This window comes from Treponema sp. UBA3813 (genome assembly GCA_002368605.1).
Taxonomy (GTDB): domain Bacteria; phylum Spirochaetota; class Spirochaetia; order Treponematales; family Treponemataceae; genus Treponema_D.
In genome coordinates this window covers 1-16,784 of record DFEB01000008.1, presented here as the reverse complement: position 1 = coordinate 16,784, position 16,784 = coordinate 1, and the positions used below count along the sequence as shown (strand labels likewise).

The following is a 16,784-nucleotide window of genomic DNA, read 5'->3' as shown; positions in this document are numbered from 1 at the left end:
CATGAGTTTTGAATACGAAGTAGTGAAGGCTGCGGGCAGTGATAGCCCGGCTTTAAACACGGCAAGCCCAACCAAAATCAAAGTAGTTGGTTGTGGCGGATGTGGCGGAAATGCCGTCAATACCATGATTGAAAGTGGCGTTGCTGGCGTTGAATTTATCGCCATGAATACTGACTTGCAGGCTCTAAGCCAGAATAAAGCTCAGTATAAAATCCAGATTGGTCAGAAACTTGCCGGCGGTCTTGGTGCTGGCGGAAAGCCTGAAGTCGGTGAAGAGTCGGCAAAAGAACAGCAGGAACAAATAAAGGAAATCCTTAAAGATTCGGATATGGTCTTTATTACGGCTGGTATGGGTGGCGGAACTGGAACTGGTTCTGCTCCTGTCGTGGCAAAAATCGCTCGTGAGCTTGGAGCCCTTACAGTTGCCGTAGTCACAACTCCTTTCAAGTTTGAGGGAAAGGTGCGAATGGCCCATGCCGAAGAGGGCGTGAAAAAACTTCGTGATGAAGTTGATTCCCTTATCGCAATCCCTAATGAGCTTATCCTTAAAGATGCAGAAAAACGCCTTTCTGTAAAAAATGCTTTCATTATTATCAATGATATTCTCCGTCAGGGTGTTCAGGGCATTTCTGACATCATTACAAAACCTGGCTTGGTAAACCGTGACTTCCGTGATGTTGAGTCAGTAATGAAGGGGCAGGGGGACGCAATCCTTGGAATCGGTGTGGGTGAAGGTGAAAACCGCGCCGTAGACGCTGCTCACAACGCAATAAATAATCGTCTTTTGGTCGATACAAATATTGACGGTGCAAAAAATGTCCTTATCAATATTTGTGGAAATGATGATGTTGCAATGTCAGAATGTGATGAAATTGCCCAGATTATTACGGAACGCGCAAATCCAGATGCAACGGTCCTTTGGGGGCAAGTTTCAGACAACACGATGGAAGACAAAATAAGCGTCACTGTTATTGCGACAGGCTTTAATAAAGCAAGTGTCACTGAAAAATCTCCTGAAATTCAAAAGGTTGAGGAGCAGATTAATTCTGATACCATGTCAATCGATAATTTCGTAAAAATCGGAAGCCGCAAGCCTGCTATTGAAACAGCTGAGCCAAAAAAGAACGATTTTATGTCAGGAATCTTCGGAAACGAAAAGATTTACGAGGACGACAAAACTGCCGCCCAGAGCGTATCTCTTATCCGTGAGGAAAAGTCTGCCGAAAAGAAAGATTTCATTTCTGATTTTTCAAGAGCTTCACAGGCACAGGGCCACTCTCAGCAAGGTTCAAGCCCTCTTACTCCTCCAGCAGGATTCTCTGGTCTGGGCGATGTGGAGCAACCTGCCGTTTGGAGACGAAATCTCGAAGGGCTTTCACGAACAATCAATCTTGGTAAAAAATAATACGAGGGCGTAATGACAATCGAGAGCCTGCTTCTTATGTTTCATAGTGATATGGTCTCGGTTGAGCGCCTTTCAGAAAATTCTGCGGCAACCTACGAGGAATGTGCGAAGATTTTTCTGAACTGGCTTTCCCGCGAGGAAGTTAAGCTGGCCGCTGTCAATCCGCAGGTTCTTCTTTCCTATTTGATATGGCGACGGACTGAGTTGAAGTGCGACGAACTTACGATTGCAAAAGATATTTCCGGCTTGCGTGCCCTTGGCTCATATCTTGTCCGGCAAAAAATCTGGGAAGAGAACCACGCAATGATGCTTGACCGGCCTAAGGCAAGTCGCGCGCTTCCTAAAGTTCTTTCCGTTGAGCAGGTAGACAAGCTGCTTGACTCAATCGATGTGAGTGAGCCTCTTGGGGTTCGCGACCGTGCGCTTTTTGAGCTGATATATTCCTGTGGGTTGAGAATCAGCGAGGCTGCGACCTTGCAGGTATCGGATTTGCACTTAAAGGAAAGACTTTTAATTGTCCGTGGAAAGGGCGATAAAGAGCGCATGGTTCCCTTCGGTGAGAGCGCAAAAGAAAAACTTGAGCATTACCTTGAGGAAGTGAGGCCAGTTCTCGTTGGTAACAAAATCGTGGATGAAGTCTTTGTGAACTACAAGGGCGAGCCCATGAGCCGAAAGGGAATCTGGAAGAATTTCAAGGCTCTGGAAGTAAAGGCTGGAGTCTATGCGAAAGTGCACACGCTCCGTCATTCTTTCGCAACCCATCTTCTTGCTGGAGGAATGGATTTGCGGAGCGTACAGGAATTGCTTGGTCACTCAGATCTTGCAACCACGACGATTTACACGCATGTTGACGATAAACAGTTGCGTGAGGGACACAGGAAATATTTCCCTGGTCATCAGAGGACGGATTATGAAGAAAAAGTATAAATCACTCTTTGCGATTACATTTGCGGTCTTTGTTTTGTGCGGCTGTACAAAGTCTAACAAATCAATCATTCGTATGCAAAAACTTGAGGAAGGAATCGACCATCCTACAAGCGAAGAGGAATTAAAGGCGGCTATTGCAAAATATCAGACTCGCGTTGCAGACAACCAGCTGGCTGACAGTCAGGTCGGCGTATGGTACAAAATGCTGGCTGTTCGCTATCTTGACGCAAAAATGTACGGTCAGGCACTGGAATACTTCCAGAAAGCGATTCAGTTCCAGCCGACAAATCAGAACCTTTACTATTATGTGGGCTTGTGCGCAGGATACATGGCAAAAGCCAGCCTTGATTACAAGGCTACGGGAGCTGCAACGACTACCGAAAAATACAATTATCTGAAACTTGCAGAAAGCGCCTATCTCCGGGCCATTGAACTTGAAGAAAAATACGGTCGCGCCCTTTACGGCTTGGGAATCCTCTATGTCTTCGAACTTGACCAGAGCGAAAAGGCAATTCCCCACCTTGAAAAACTCCTTTCCTTTGATACCCGCAATTTCGACGCCATGTTCGTCCTAGCCAGGGCCTATTACATGCAGGGAGATTACGAAAAGGCTGCCAGCCTCTACGACAAAATCGCTTCCCAGACAAAATCTGAGCAGAAAAAGCAGGAAGCCTTGTCGAATAAAAAAATTGTTCTTGACGCTTCATATTCAAAATAATTATCTTTTATCCAAAGGAATTTGAAATTTGGATAAAAAAGAATATGAAGCTGTAGAAAATATAAAAACTCACACCTCCTACAATATTGAGCTTTTGGCGCGTCTGATTGTTTCAGGCGCGTCTTTTTTGACTTTGCGGGAAAAATTCATCTTCCTGCGCTTTTTGCTTAATGACGGCGAAAATCCTCTTCAGGATGAAAACTCCTTCCTTGACCGTTTTCTTTCCTTGACGATTACTGATATCTCCCTTGCTGTTAAACGGGTTTTTCCCAGAGCCAAATGGAGCTCTTCCGGGACCCTTAAAAAAGTTCGTATAGCGCAAAAAATAATGAGCGCCCAGCAGATTTTTCAGACTTGCTACCTTGATTCTGATTATCCTGCCATGCTCCGTGAAATGCGGGATCCACCCTTTCTTTTGTTTTACCGGGGAAATCATGAAATCTTAAATCGAAAATGTGTATCTGTGGTGGGAACGAGAAGGGCGGGTTCTTCTGCCTTAAAAGCCGCCACTGACTTTTCAAAGGCTGCCTGTGATGAGGGCTTTTGCGTCGTGAGCGGTCTTGCCTTTGGAATCGACGGGGCTGCACACAAGGGTGCTCTTCTTTCTCAAAATCCTGCCACTTGTGCCGTTCTTCCCAGCGGAATCGATATGATTACTCCCCAGAGCCACACAAAACTTGCCGCAAAGATTTTGGAGAGGGGCGGGCTTATCATGTCGGAATATCTTCCGGGGACTCCTTCCGTTCAGTTCAGATATGTCCAGCGGAATCGTATCATCGCAGCTCTTTCACCAGCAACCCTAGTAATTCAGGCGCCTGCAGGAAGTGGAGCTATGATTACGGCAGATTTTGCACTGGACTACAATCGTGAAGTTTTCTTCCATAAACAATGTTTTTCGTCAGAAGCACTTGCAATAAATCAGTTTTCAGAATTACAATATAAGAAGAAAAATACAAATACACCGCAGTCTTTCGTTGATGACGGGGCGGCGGTTATCGCAAATTTTGAGGAATTTAAGGAAGTTCTTAATTATGGCAAAGGCTAAAGCAAAGACTGAAAAATCTCCAAAGGAAACTACACTTGTTATCGTAGAGTCCCCTGCAAAAGCAACCACCATCGAAAAATACTTAGGTCCCGGTTACACCGTAAAAGCCTCTATGGGTCACTTGATTGACTTACCCAAGTCAAGGCTGGCCGTCAATGTTGAGGACAACTTTCAGCCCGAATACATCACAGTTCGAGGCCGGGCAAAACTTTTAAAAGAACTTCAGAAAGACGCGAAAAAATCAAACCATGTCCTGCTGGCTTCCGATAACGACCGCGAGGGAGAGGCAATCGCCTGGCATCTGAACAATGCGCTTAAAGACAAAACCGACGCTGACATCAAGCGAATCGTCTTCAACGAAATCACTCCTGTGGCAATCAAAGAGGCCGTAAAGCACCCCGGCGAAATCGTCGAGAGCAAGGTAAATGCCCAGAAAGCCCGCCGTGTCCTTGACCGCCTGGTGGGCTACAATTTGAGCCCAATTTTGTGGGAAAAGGTAAAGAACGGCCTGAGCGCGGGCCGGGTTCAGTCTGTCGCCCTCCGCCTCATTTGTGAGCGCGAAAAGGAAGTCGAAGATTTTATCCCGGAAGAGTATTGGACTCTCGAAGCGGATTTCCAGAAGGGAAAGACAAAATTTACGGCTCAGCTTGCAAAATACAAGGGCGAAAATCCTGAGTTAAAGAGCGAAAAAGCCGTCAATGAAATCATTGAAGAAATCAAGAATTCAGAGTGCCGAGTCAGCGATGTTAAAGTCACCGAAAAGACTGTCAGGCCAAAGGCTCCTTTTACCACATCAAAAATGCAGCAGGCGGCGGCAAACCGGCTGGGCTTCACTTCACGAAAGACCATGCAGATTGCCCAGCAGCTCTACGAAGGCATTCAGATGGGAGAGGGGCGTGTTGGTCTTATCACTTACATGCGAACCGACTCCGTGCGAATCGCCCAGACCGCTTTGGACGAGGTGCGTGAATGGATTGGCAAGGAATTTCCCTCAAATCTTCCCGAAGAGCCGATTCACTATGCCGTTGGAAAAAGTGCCCAGGATGCCCATGAATGTATCCGCCCGACCTACTCAAAATACACTCCAGAATATGTAAAAGATTATCTCACCCGCGACCAGTTGCGCCTTTACACAATCATCTGGGAGCGATTTGTCTCAAGCCAGATGACCAACGCAAAGACCGCCACTACTTCTGTGGAAATCCTTGCAGGAGAGGCTCTCTTCCGTGTGAGCGCGAGCAAATTGGTGGAAAAGGGCTTTTATTCAGTTATCAAACTGCTTTCTTCAAAAGAAGATGTCACGGGAAATCTTCCTTCCCTCAAAAAAGACGAAGTCCTTGAGTCAAGCCATGCCTTCTACCCGGAGCAGCACTTTACCCAGGGACCTGCCCGCTATTCTGACGCTTCGATTGTCCGCACCCTTGAAGAAAAGGGAATCGGCCGGCCTTCAACTTATGCGCCGATTATTTCCGTCCTTCTTGACCGCTATTATGTCACAAGGAACAACAAACAGCTCATGCCGACTGTTTTAGGCAAGATGATTTGTAAGATTCTGGTCGAAGCCTTCCCTGATGTAATCAACGAGCATTTTACAGCTGATGTAGAAAATACCCTCGACAAAGTGGAGCAGGGGGGCATTGTCTGGAATAACATGATACGCGACTTCTACGGGCCTTTCAAAAAACGCTGTGAGGAAGTGGAGACTTCCGTTGAAAGCATAAAGGGCTTTTTGGACGAGACGACGGACAAGGTTTGCGACAAGTGCGGTAAGCCTATGGTCAAAAAACTTGGCCGCTTCGGTTACTTCCTTGCCTGCTCTGGCTTCCCTGAGTGCCACAATACAAAGTCAATTCCTCTGGCAAAATGCCCGAAAGAAGGCTGTGACGGTGAAATCGTTGCCCGAAAAACAAAGGGCAGGGGCAAGGAATTCTACGGCTGCACCAACTATCCAAAGTGCGATTTTATCTCTCACTTTAAGCCCCTGGACAATCAGTATTGTCCTAAGTGCGGATGGTTCCTTGTTGAAAAATTCGACAAAAAGAACGGCAACTACAAGTCTTGCATCAACCCGGATTGCGATTATCTCCACTCTGCCGATGAAGAGACTGTGGATGCAGAAAAACTTGCTGAGATGGCCGCTGAATAAAATATTCGGGCGAAAACGCCGATATTTAAAGCATGACTGTCTCTGATGCGATTTCTGAATATCTCTCTTACATTGAATCCGTGCGCACTCTTTCTGCCAACACGCTCACCGCTTGCGGAAATGATTTGACCCAGTTCAAGGAAATGCCCTTTATCGGCTCTGCGCGAGATATTTCTGTCATTGAGCTTGAAGACTTAAAGCAGTGCGTGGGCTTTCTCTCCAAAAAAAAGCGTTCTGCAGCCTCTATCAACCGTTTTATTTCTTCCGTCCGTTCTCTTTTTGCATATTGCAGGAAATTTGGTCATCTTCAAAAAAATGTCGCCCTTGAGCTAAAAACCGTAAAAAATCCCAAAAAACTTCCCAGATTCATGACCGGGGCAGAAATCGACAAGCTCTGCCGCGAGCCTGAAGTGAACGAGCTTTTGTGGGAAAAACGGGATAGGGCGCTTTTTGAAATGCTCTATTCTTCTGGCTGCCGTGTCTCGGAAATCGCCTCCCTCACCCTTGATGATTTTGGCGGGGATTATACTTCTGCAATCGTCACTGGTAAGGGAAGCAAAGACCGTCGGGTCTATTTTGAAAAAGATGCCCGGAATGCATTGAAAGCCTATCTTGAAGACCGAAAAAAGCGCTTTGGAGAGGAAGATAGAGAGCGGCATATTTTCGTCAACCAGAGGGGAGGCGCCCTTACCACTGGCGGAATCCGCATGATAATCAGCCGCTATTCTGGCAGCGAGGGAACTAAACATCATGTTTCGCCACATGCCTTCCGCCACACTTTCGCCACCGCCATGATTACCAACGGAGCGGATGTGCGCATGGTTCAGGAAATGCTGGGCCATGCGAGTATTTCCACCACCCAGCGTTACACTCACATCAGTACAGAAAAAATGATTGAAATGTACAATAAAGCTCATCCTCACGCTGGAAAGTAAAGGCACAAAAGGAAGGTTATTCCCTTGCCGTCACTCATTTTTTTCATTATCTTTAATATATGGAAAAGGTTGAAATTCGAAGCACCACCGTTATTGCGGTAAAGCGGAACGGAAAGGTGGCTATGGCGGGGGACGGTCAGGTTACCCTGGGAAATACAGTCTGCAAGGGCAATGCCCGAAAAGTGCGCAAAATCTACAACGGAAAGATTCTCACTGGCTTTGCAGGCAGCGTCGCCGACGCATTCACTTTGCTTGATAAATTCGAAGAAAAAATCAAGGAATTCAATGGGGATTTAACTAGAAGTGCCGTTGAACTTGCAAAAATGTGGCGAACAGACAGAATGTACCAGAAGCTTGAGGCCATGCTCATCGTGGCCGATTCCAGCAAGATTCTTTTGATTTCAGGCGACGGAAATGTCATTGAGCCTGAAAACGATGTCCTTGCAATCGGAAGCGGCGGAAACTACGCCTATTCAGCGGCCCTGGCCTACCTTGATTCAAGCGACCTGAGCGCAAGGGAAATCGCCGAGCGAAGCTTAAAAATCGCCGGAAACATTTGTATCTACACAAACAATAACATCACCGTAGAAGAGATTTAAAATAAGGATAATTTATGTCTATCGAAGGACTTACACCTAAGCAGATTGTTGAAAAACTGGATGCCTATATTATCGGGCAGGAAAAGGCTAAAAAGGCGGTGGCCGTTGCTCTCCGTAACAGAATCCGCCGTATTCATCTTGCGGATGATATCCGTGACGAGGTTGCGCCCAAAAATATCCTCATGATTGGACCTACTGGCGTTGGTAAGACCGAGATTGCCCGCCGCCTGGCAAAACTCGTGAATGCTCCTTTTATCAAGGTTGAGGCCACGAAATACACTGAAGTGGGCTATGTTGGCCGTGATGTTGAGTCTATGGTCCGTGACTTAATGGCCGTGGGCTTCAATAATGTCAAAAAAGAAGTCGAGGACTCAATGAGGGAGGCAAGCCTTCCCAAAGTCGAGGAAAAATTGCTTGACCTTCTTCTTCCGGGAAGCGGCGACAAAAAAGAAGATGAAAAAGGCGAGGGCGAAAATAAAGAAATCGCTCCGCTTGACAACTCTACGAGAGAAAAATTCCGCCAGATGCTCCGTGAGGGCAAACTTGAAGACCGCGAGGTTGAGCTTACAGTAAAAAGGCAGAACACAATGCCCAGCATGGAAATTATCGCAGGCGGCTCAATGGACGACTTGCAGAGCGGCATGATGGAAATCCAGAACATGCTTTCAGGCCGCAATCACAAAAAGAAGAATGTTTCTGTCCGTGAAGCGCGCAAAATCCTCACAGAAGAAGTCTTGGATTCGATGATTGACGCTGACAAAGTGGCTGACAAGGCAAAAGAGCGGGTGGAGCAGAGCGGAATCATCTTTATCGACGAAATCGATAAAATTGCCACCAAAAACGCCAATTCCAGCGGTCAGGTGAGCCGGGAAGGCGTCCAGCGTGATATTCTTCCTATTGTAGAAGGCTCTAAAGTCAACACGAAATTCGGAGTGGTGGACACAACCCACATTCTCTTTATCGCGGCGGGAGCTTTCAGTCTTGCTGCCCCCAGCGATTTGATTCCTGAATTGCAGGGGCGTTTCCCTCTCAGAGTTGAGCTGGAGTCTCTTTCTAAAGCCGACTTCAAGCGAATCCTCACCGAGCCGAAAAATGCCCTTACCAAGCAGTATTCGGCTTTGCTGGCAACGGAAGGCGTGAATATCGTCTTTACCGAAGATTCAATCGACCGCATGAGCGAAATCGCCGAGGAACTTAACAGCCGCAGCGAGAATATCGGAGCGCGCCGCCTTCACACAATCATGGAAAAAGTCCTTGAGGAAATCAGCTTTGACGCTGACGAGCACGAGGGCGAAACCGTAAATGTGGACGCAAAATATGTGGACGAAAAGCTCACCGGGGTCGTCAAAGATCAGGATTTAAGCCGTTACATATTGTAGAAAAGGAACTGCGGTTGACCGATATTGAGAATCTTGAGCAGATAATTTCTCGCACCTTTGGGATTCAAAAGACAATCCGTAACAAGGCCAACACGAATTCCTGCATTTCTCCCCTCAACCGCAGACCTCCCAATCTCTTTGCCAAGAATTTTCTTGCCCGACTTGAACGGCTGAATCAAAAATTCAAAGGGGATTTTCCTGCCTTAATCGACATTGCCGAGAGGGTCAAGAATATCGGCGAGGCGAAAAATTCCGGCTGGGCAGGCCCTTATTCCGAACTGGTGGCCCTGGATTTTTACTCTCAGTTTTCTGAATTTTTCAATCTTTCTTATATAAATCAGCTTCCAATAAAAAATCACCCCAAGTCCATTCCCGCGAAGAACGGTCAGAAGGAAGTCATAGACATTGATTTGTGCCTGCACCTGCGCCACGATTTGATTTTCACCGATGTAAAAAGCTTTAACTGTATTCATCAGAATATCCTGGACGAGGTGATTGAGGCCGTTGAAGAATATTCCCTTATTACCCTCTCAAAAAGCGTGATGATTGGAGTGGACAACCTTTCAAGCCTGGACTACACCGAAGTCAAACAGAATCTGGGCTACGAAAAGCGGAAAATTTACCGGGCTCTTGCCGCCGCCGTCAGCAAAAATCAGCGGCTTCTTATGTATCAGTCTCAAAGCGGCATAATCTTCACTTTCCGAATCGAATATTCCGACACCATAAGCACCGTGCGGGAGTATTCCCCCTTCGCCATGGCAGAAGCCTACAAGTACAAATTCCTCGATTACGGCTCAAAACTTCTTGATAACGAATATTCAGTGATTACAATGGTCAGAAATCCCTATTTTAACGAAGAGACCGTGGATTTTGGTGATTTCAACAATATGTTCTACCGTTCTCTGGCCCGCCGCACCTTCATCGAACTCAACCGCATGAAAGATGACGCCGCCCTCTATTCTTCAAGCTACGCTCAGGGCAGAATCAAAGTTAAGGATGTGGCAAAAAATCTGGCAGGAATAATCTTCATCGATGACGAAAGTCCTGTGGAAAGCGACGAAAATAAACTCTATAGCGCATATTTTTACCTGAACCCCAACTACGCCGCCAAAAAGCCCCTTACAATCCGCAAACTGGAAAAATATTTCCGCAACGAGCGGGAAAGCCAGATTAAGGATTTCGATGATTTTAAGTGGGATAATTATTAAGGATTTTGCTACATTCTTCCGGCAGCCTTTTCCTGTTTTTCCCAGTCAGCTTTCGGCATGTATTCCACGACGACTTTTCCATCAATTTCATCGACTTTAGTCATGGCGTATTGCTCATAATTCTGGATAAGCCAGTTGTCATAGGCCGTCCAAGTGTCAAATGTTTCAGTCATAATCTTACTAAATTCCTCACAGAGCTTAGGAGCGCACAGAGAATTAAAGGATTAGAGATAAAATAATCTCTCTGTGAACTCTGTGCCCTCTGTGAGGAATTTTTCCCTTTTTCTATTGTAAAATCGCTCCCTTGTCAGCAGAAGAGACCAGTTTTGCGTAGCGGGCAAGGTAGCCTGTCTTTACTTTTGGCTCCGGGGCGACCCATGCGGCCTTTCGCTTGGCAAGCTCTTCATCGCTTACATCAAGGTGAATCTTGTAGTTGTTGATGTCCAGTGTGATTTTGTCTCCTTCCTGAACGAGAGCGATTGGACCTCCCACGGCAGCTTCCGGCGAGCAGTGACCGAGACTTGCTCCACGGGTTGCTCCTGAGAATCGTCCGTCTGTAATCAAGGCGACCTGCTTATCTAAGCCCTGACCTGCCAGTGCTGCTGTGACGGCGAGCATTTCGCGCATTCCAGGGCCGCCCTTTGGGCCTTCGTAGCGGATTACAACAACATCGCCCGGATGAATCTGGGCTTTCTGAACGGCTTCCATTGCCTCGCTCTCGTCATTGAAGACTCGTGCAGGGCCTGTGTGAAGCATAAGTTCTTTTGCACAGGCAGAGCGTTTTACGACAGTGCCGTTAGGAGCAAGGTTTCCGAAGAGAACAGCGATTCCGCCGTTGTCAGAATATGGGTTTTCGATTGGGCGCAAGATTTCAGGATTTCGGTTTTTCACTCCCTTGATGTTTTCGGCGATTGTCTTTCCTGTGGCCGTGATAAGGTCTGTGTGGATGAGATTTTTCTTTGCAAGCTCGGCAAGAACCGCCTGAACGCCGCCAGCATCGTCAAGCTCGCACATAAATGTGTGGCCGGCTGGAGCTAAGTGGCAGAGGTTTGGAGTGCGGTTTGAAATCTCGTTGACTTCGTGAAGGTCGAGGCTAAGGCCGGCCTCGTGCATGATGGCCGGAACATGGAGCATTGTGTTTGAAGAGCAGCCTAAAGCCATGTCTGCGGCAAGAGCGTTCTCAAAGTTCTCTTTTGTCATCATCTTGCGGGCAGTGATTCCCCGCTTGTACATTTCCATTACCTGCATTCCGGCGTGTTTTGCAAGCTGGATGCGGCGACCTGTAACGGCAGGAATTGTTCCGTTTCCGGGTAAGCCCAATCCCAAAACCTCGGTGAGGCAGTTCATTGAGTTTGCGGTGAACATTCCTGAGCAGGCTCCGCAGCCAGGGCAAGCGTACTGGGCAAGTTCGTTAAGCTGATCTTCGGTAACCTTACCGACAGCTAGTCCTCCAACAGCCTCAAACATATCCGTTAAAGAAAGATTTTTTCCAGAGTAGGGGTTTGACGCGTCGTGACCTGGTAAATGACCTGGCATCATAGGACCGCCGGAAACGAAAACCGTCGGTAAGTCCAGACGGGCTGCCGCCATGAGCATACCCGGAACGATTTTGTCACAGTTGGGAATCATAACCAAAGCGTCGAACTGATGGGCTTTTGCCACGCACTCAACTGAGTCGGCGATAAGCTCGCGGGTGACCAGAGAATACTTCATGCCCTCGTGGCCCATGGCGATACCGTCACATACACCGATTGCCGGGAATTCCACTGGAGTGCCGCCAGCTAAGCGGACACCAGCCTTTACGGCCTCTGCGATGCGGTCAAGCTCAATGTGACCCGGAATCAGCTCGTTTTTTGCGCAGATGATTCCAACCATAGGCTGGGCGAGTTCTTCATCAGTGTAGCCAGAAGCATAAAAAAGAGAGCGGTGCGGAGCGCGAGCCGTTCCCACAATTGCGTTATCAGATTTTTTTGCCATAATGTACCTCGTTTTATTGTTCGGATTATTATATAGGGGAGATTTTATTGCGTAAAGTGAAATATTTGAAAGCGGGTATTGCGAATTTTGCAATAATATGACTGCGGAAAAATCACAGATTTTTCCGAGACTCGCGCGTAACGAAGTGAAGAAAGTCGTCTCACGACTTTTGCCGGCTTCGCCGTCGCTCCCTATGCGTAAAGTGAAATGTATTAAAGAAGGTGATGAATTTTTTGCAATGATATGACTGCGGAAAAATCACAGATTTTTCCGAGACGCTTTATTTTAACAAGATGTGGACTTTGCACACAGATCCCGGCAACAACATCTACGGCGGTAGCTTGCGTTCCGCCGTGGGAATTATTATTATGGAGCTAGATACTTAGATCCTAAATATTCAATGTGGATTTCCACTGACCCCGCACTTGGGGAATACATCCCAAAAGCGCCAATAGACGAGGAGGCAAAGAAATATAACCAGAATCTGCCTGGCATGGGTGGTGTGTTTAATACGGTCAACATGAATCTGTATCACTATGCGGCCAATAATCCGGTGAAGTATACGGATCCGGATGGAAGGTTTTTACATATTGTAATAGGAGCCGCTATTGGCGGTACTGTAGCTGCCGCAGTTTCTGCTGCCACACAATATGCAAAAGATGGAAAAATAGATCGCAATAAAGTTTTGTTAGCCGCTGCTGGTGGTGCTATAAGTGGAGGTTTGGCTGCAAGCGGTGTTGGATTGGTAGGTCAAGTATTAGTTAATGGATGTATTTCATTAACACAAGATGCTGTAACCCAATTTGTATTTGAGGATAAAAATCTATCTGATGCAGATTATCTTGAATTAGGAATGTCTTTTGTAACAGGTTGTGCTGCAGGATGGCTTGGTGGTAAAGGTGCAGATTCATCTCACATAATGGCTAGTTCTACAAGGCAGTTATTACATAGAATGGGTAACGCTTTCAAATATAAATCTGGAAATGATTTAATATCGGAAACTGGTAAAGCTCTTGCGTATTATTTTAAAACAAATGGTATAAAATCAATTACTAAAGACAGTGTAGTTGCTATTTTAAAAGGGACAATTCCTTCTGCGATAAATTTAGGAGCAGAGATTTACAAAAAGGCTGAAGCAGAATTAAAGGAGCTTTGGAAAGATGAGTAAGCAGATGGTATATTTTTTGACTATATTTCTATTAAACAGACTTATGACTCAATTTTTTTTATTTGCTCTTGATAACAGTAAACACAAAAAAGGTAAGAGTTGTTTAATGGGGAAAATTTTAGGTACATATTATTGGCAGAATGATATGATTATAAAATTTACAATAATCGTAATAATCCTGTCATATATTTTTGCGTTTTATACAAGCATCATTTTTTTAATATCAAAAATAAATGTGCTTAATGAAATGCTTATCAGCATACCGCTTAAGTTTCTGTGTATAGTTTATTTGATAGATTTTGTGCTATTGTGCGGAAAGTTATATTTAGGACAAAAAAATTAGATGACTTTTTAAAATTTCTCAGTGAGAATTCTTCACCGGAAACTTGACGGCAAACAGAATTCTTGCTAAATTTAAGTCACGGTGAGCTTCTACCACATTTACGAAGCCCTAAAAAAGCGGTGAATTCCTGCCATAAAGTGGAATGCTAAAAAAGCGGCGAGTTTCTGCCAATAAGTGAAAACCCAAAAACGCAAGTTTTTATAAAGGAGTCGGAAATGGCTCCTTTTGTTTTTTGAGAAGAATATGAAGTTTTATCACATAAAAGACGATTTCATTACATTTTTGCGTCAGTTTGACCAGAAAGTTCCAGACAACAAAAATGAAAGCCGTCCGTATGTCGGGGTTGTGCTTGAGATCGAGACCATAAAATATTATGCACCTTTTACTTCACCGAAACTAAAGCACAAGAAAATGAAAAACGGGAAGGATTTCAGGAAAATAAACAATGGAATTTACGGTGCGATAAATTTCAACAATATGATTCCTGTTCTGGCTTCCGCCCTAATTGAAATAGACATTGCGAATATCACCGATGTCAAATACCGCCGTTTGCTTCAGAACCAGTACAATTACATAAAGGCTGATGAAAGTGCTATTTTGAGAACTGCAGAAACCCTCAGAAAAATGATTTTTGAAAATGAAAATGATTTGTCGGAGCACGATAAAATTATAAAACAGCGGTGCTGCAACCTGCCATTGCTTGAAAAAAAATATTGTGAGTATCAGTAACATTTTTTGTTGATTTACAAACCAATAACTTTCTTCTATTATAATCAGAAGATTTGAAACCAGTTCTTTGAAAATAGTCACACGGATGTTGTAGAAGAAAAATCGTTAGATTTTTCAAATCCGTGTGGCAATAAAATAACCGGGGATTTTAAGGGGCTTGCCCCTTAGGAGAAGGGGTAGCGGAAAACGCGAATGCGGTTGGAGCGAGGGGAAGACTTTCCCCTTTGCATTTCAACTACGAGTACGATGCGAACGGAAATATTACGGTCGAACAAGACGGAACTTTTGACGGCTCTGACGAGACAGTTACTTACCACAAGATAACGAAAGAGGCGGAAGATGTGTACTCCACAGATTATGGCTGGGGCTTGTTCAAGAAAGAAAAATCTAATGGCTCTGCCACCGCCGCTTCATACAAACGCACATATTCTTGGAACGAAAAGAACCAGTTGATAAGTTCCGTTGATGCGAACTACTCTACTTCGTACGTGTACGGACAGGACGGACAGAGAAGCAACAAATACACACAGAATTCCGAGACACTTTACTTCAACAAAATGTGGACTCTCCACACCGACAGTGGAAACAATGTTTATGGCGGGCAATCTGCAAAAAATATTTATTTGGGTGAAACAAGGATTGTTACGAAGCTGAACAGCGGTGAAAATCCGACCTATCAGGAAGAATATTACAAACAATATTTCTACCACTCAGACCACTTAGGCTCTGCAAGTCTTATCTCTGACTACAAAGGCAACGAATACCAGCGCATAGAGTACACCCCTTATGGCGAAACTTGGGTAGAAAAGACACAAAATACAGGCCTAGAGTTTTTGCCGTATAAATTTACGGCAAAAGAACTAGACGAAGAGACAGGACTTTATTATTATGGGGCTAGATATTTAGAGCCGAAATATAGCCACTGGATGAGTACTGACCCGGCTTTTGGGGAGTATATACCACAAGCACCAATAAATGATGAAGCGAAGAAGCATAACAGCAATTTGCCAGGTATGGGCGGTGTATTCAACACAGTCAATTTGAGTTTGTATAACTACGCCTCTAACAATCCTATTAAGTACAACGACCCAGATGGTAAGTGTCCTTTCTTGGTAATAACTGGTATTGCAGGAGCCTTGATTGGTGCTGCAGTTGAAGCTGTAAACTCCTATGAAGAAACTGGTAAAGTTGATGGCTGGAGAGTGTTAAAAGGAGCTGCAATTGGCGGAGCTATTGGTTTAGGAGCAGGAGCTGCTGTATCTTTAGGTGCTACAGCACTTGGTAGTGCGGCTACTGTAACAGCCTTTGCTGAAGAGGCAGAAATTGCCGCGTGTGGTACAGTTATTGGCGGAAAGGTAATTGCTGGGCTAAGTTCCATGCTAGCTCCAATAGTTGGCAAGGTCTTAAATAATAGAGATTCATTATTAAATTCTGTATCAAATGGAAAATTAAAGAATTTTGTAAATATGCTCTATCGCCCTGGTGCACAAATAGGTTCTGGCAGCACAGCTGATGCAATAAGATATGAATTACAAACAGGTAATCTTCTGTCTCCTACTGGTCACTTACAAAAGGGAAAAGAAGCGTTAGCAGGTTTACAAAAATTATTGCAAACACAAGATTTATCTCTAGAAGATACAGCAATTGTAAAATTTATGATTGATGATTTACAAAAAGCCATAGGGGGAAATTAAAGGTGAATAATTTTATTGTTATGTTGAAAAAGTTTTTTCCTGATTTTTTTACTGAATGGGATATCAATGAATTTCCTTATTTGTTCATCGGAGATTTTGTATGCTATATAGAGGGCAAAGGGGATTCTATTGATATGAATAATGTTAATTATATTTTAAACTATTTTTTGACATTGCAATTAGATGGAAAGAATAAAGAAAATATAATTATTGTCGGGTTTTTAGAAGTATTGCATGATGATGAGCTTTTGTATCAAAACTTAAAAACTTGTGCTACTAATGAATTGAAGCAATTAATTGAATTATATATGTGAGATTAATAATCATACGAATTTGAAACTGCCGCATGGACGCGGCATAAAGACAACTGACCGCAAGAATTTTACGCCCCGCGCGTAAAATTCTTGTCACGACAGGATGTCGAAACATTGGATGAGTACCGACCCGGCGCGCCGATGGCTCGACTCAATCGAAACGGAGAACAAATGGGGGCAAAGTTACCAGAATATAG

14 protein-coding genes and 1 pseudogene are annotated in these 16,784 nt (G+C 44.9%); 13 read left to right on the top strand and 2 right to left on the bottom strand.

Annotation, left to right across the window (positions count from 1 at the left end):
* Position 1: 1 nt before the first annotated feature.
* Genes ftsZ through B2089_RS00700 form a run of 9 tightly spaced genes read left to right on the top strand, consistent with a single transcriptional unit; the run spans position 2 to position 10,362 of the window.
* Positions 2-1,405: a cell division protein FtsZ gene (ftsZ, locus tag B2089_RS00740; RefSeq protein WP_296325922.1), complete on the top strand. Its 1,404-nt coding sequence runs from the start codon at positions 2-4 to the stop codon at positions 1,403-1,405.
* A 12-nt stretch (positions 1,406-1,417) separates the two neighbouring features.
* The gene (locus B2089_RS00735; protein ID WP_296325920.1) at positions 1,418-2,332 is read left to right on the top strand and encodes a tyrosine recombinase; all 915 of its coding nucleotides are present in this window, start codon (positions 1,418-1,420) and stop codon (positions 2,330-2,332) included.
* Entirely contained in the window at positions 2,316-3,050 is a 735-nt protein-coding gene (locus tag B2089_RS00730) for a tetratricopeptide repeat protein (RefSeq protein ID WP_296325918.1), read from the top strand. Before B2089_RS00735 ends, B2089_RS00730 begins: the two co-directional genes overlap by 17 nt.
* 28 nt (positions 3,051-3,078) lie before the next feature.
* Complete coding sequence (dprA, locus tag B2089_RS00725) at positions 3,079-4,095, top strand: DNA-processing protein DprA (protein WP_296325916.1); 1,017 nt, start codon at positions 3,079-3,081, stop codon at positions 4,093-4,095.
* Positions 4,082-6,241 carry a type I DNA topoisomerase gene (gene topA / locus B2089_RS00720; protein WP_296325914.1) on the top strand — a complete coding sequence of 720 codons (2,160 nt, stop codon included), beginning with the start codon at positions 4,082-4,084 and terminating at the stop codon, positions 6,239-6,241. The genes dprA and topA overlap by 14 nt, the downstream gene beginning before the upstream one ends.
* Positions 6,242-6,273: 32 nt before the next feature.
* On the top strand, positions 6,274-7,176 hold the full coding sequence (locus B2089_RS00715) for a tyrosine-type recombinase/integrase (RefSeq protein WP_296325912.1): 903 nt from the start codon (positions 6,274-6,276) through the stop codon (positions 7,174-7,176).
* A 59-nt stretch (positions 7,177-7,235) separates the two neighbouring features.
* Positions 7,236-7,775, top strand: a complete 540-nt coding sequence (hslV, locus tag B2089_RS00710) for an ATP-dependent protease subunit HslV (protein WP_296325909.1) — start codon at positions 7,236-7,238, stop codon at positions 7,773-7,775.
* Between the two features lie 14 nt (positions 7,776-7,789).
* On the top strand, positions 7,790-9,154 hold the full coding sequence (gene hslU / locus B2089_RS00705; RefSeq protein ID WP_296325907.1) for an ATP-dependent protease ATPase subunit HslU: 1,365 nt from the start codon (positions 7,790-7,792) through the stop codon (positions 9,152-9,154).
* Between the two features lie 14 nt (positions 9,155-9,168).
* Positions 9,169-10,362: a hypothetical protein gene (locus B2089_RS00700; protein ID WP_296325905.1), complete on the top strand. Its 1,194-nt coding sequence runs from the start codon at positions 9,169-9,171 to the stop codon at positions 10,360-10,362.
* A gap of 8 nt (positions 10,363-10,370) precedes the next feature.
* Here the strand turns inward: B2089_RS00700 and B2089_RS00695 are convergent, their stop codons facing one another.
* Both B2089_RS00695 and ilvD read right to left on the bottom strand, forming a co-directional pair.
* Positions 10,371-10,535, bottom strand: coding sequence for a hypothetical protein (locus B2089_RS00695; protein WP_296325902.1), 165 nt, complete (start codon positions 10,533-10,535; stop codon positions 10,371-10,373).
* Positions 10,536-10,647: 112 nt separating this feature from the next.
* A complete protein-coding gene (gene ilvD / locus B2089_RS00690; protein ID WP_296685362.1) occupies positions 10,648-12,339 on the bottom strand; it encodes a dihydroxy-acid dehydratase in 1,692 nt (563 codons plus the stop codon).
* 355 nt (positions 12,340-12,694) lie between these two features.
* Between ilvD and B2089_RS00685 the strand changes: the two are divergent.
* The 4 genes and pseudogenes from B2089_RS00685 to B2089_RS00670 form a co-directional block, all read left to right on the top strand.
* Positions 12,695-12,919, top strand: a pseudogene (locus B2089_RS00685) (RHS repeat-associated core domain-containing protein); the annotation flags it as partial.
* Between the two features lie 1,174 nt (positions 12,920-14,093).
* Positions 14,094-14,579: a type III toxin-antitoxin system ToxN/AbiQ family toxin gene (locus tag B2089_RS00680; protein WP_296685358.1), complete on the top strand. Its 486-nt coding sequence runs from the start codon at positions 14,094-14,096 to the stop codon at positions 14,577-14,579.
* A gap of 224 nt (positions 14,580-14,803) precedes the next feature.
* Positions 14,804-16,273 carry an RHS repeat domain-containing protein gene (locus B2089_RS00675; protein ID WP_296685356.1) on the top strand — a complete coding sequence of 490 codons (1,470 nt, stop codon included), beginning with the start codon at positions 14,804-14,806 and terminating at the stop codon, positions 16,271-16,273.
* A gap of 20 nt (positions 16,274-16,293) precedes the next feature.
* Positions 16,294-16,587 (top strand): DUF7674 family protein, encoded by a 294-nt coding sequence (locus B2089_RS00670; RefSeq protein WP_296685354.1) that lies wholly within the window; start codon positions 16,294-16,296, stop codon positions 16,585-16,587.
* The last annotated feature ends 197 nt before the right edge of the window (positions 16,588-16,784 follow it).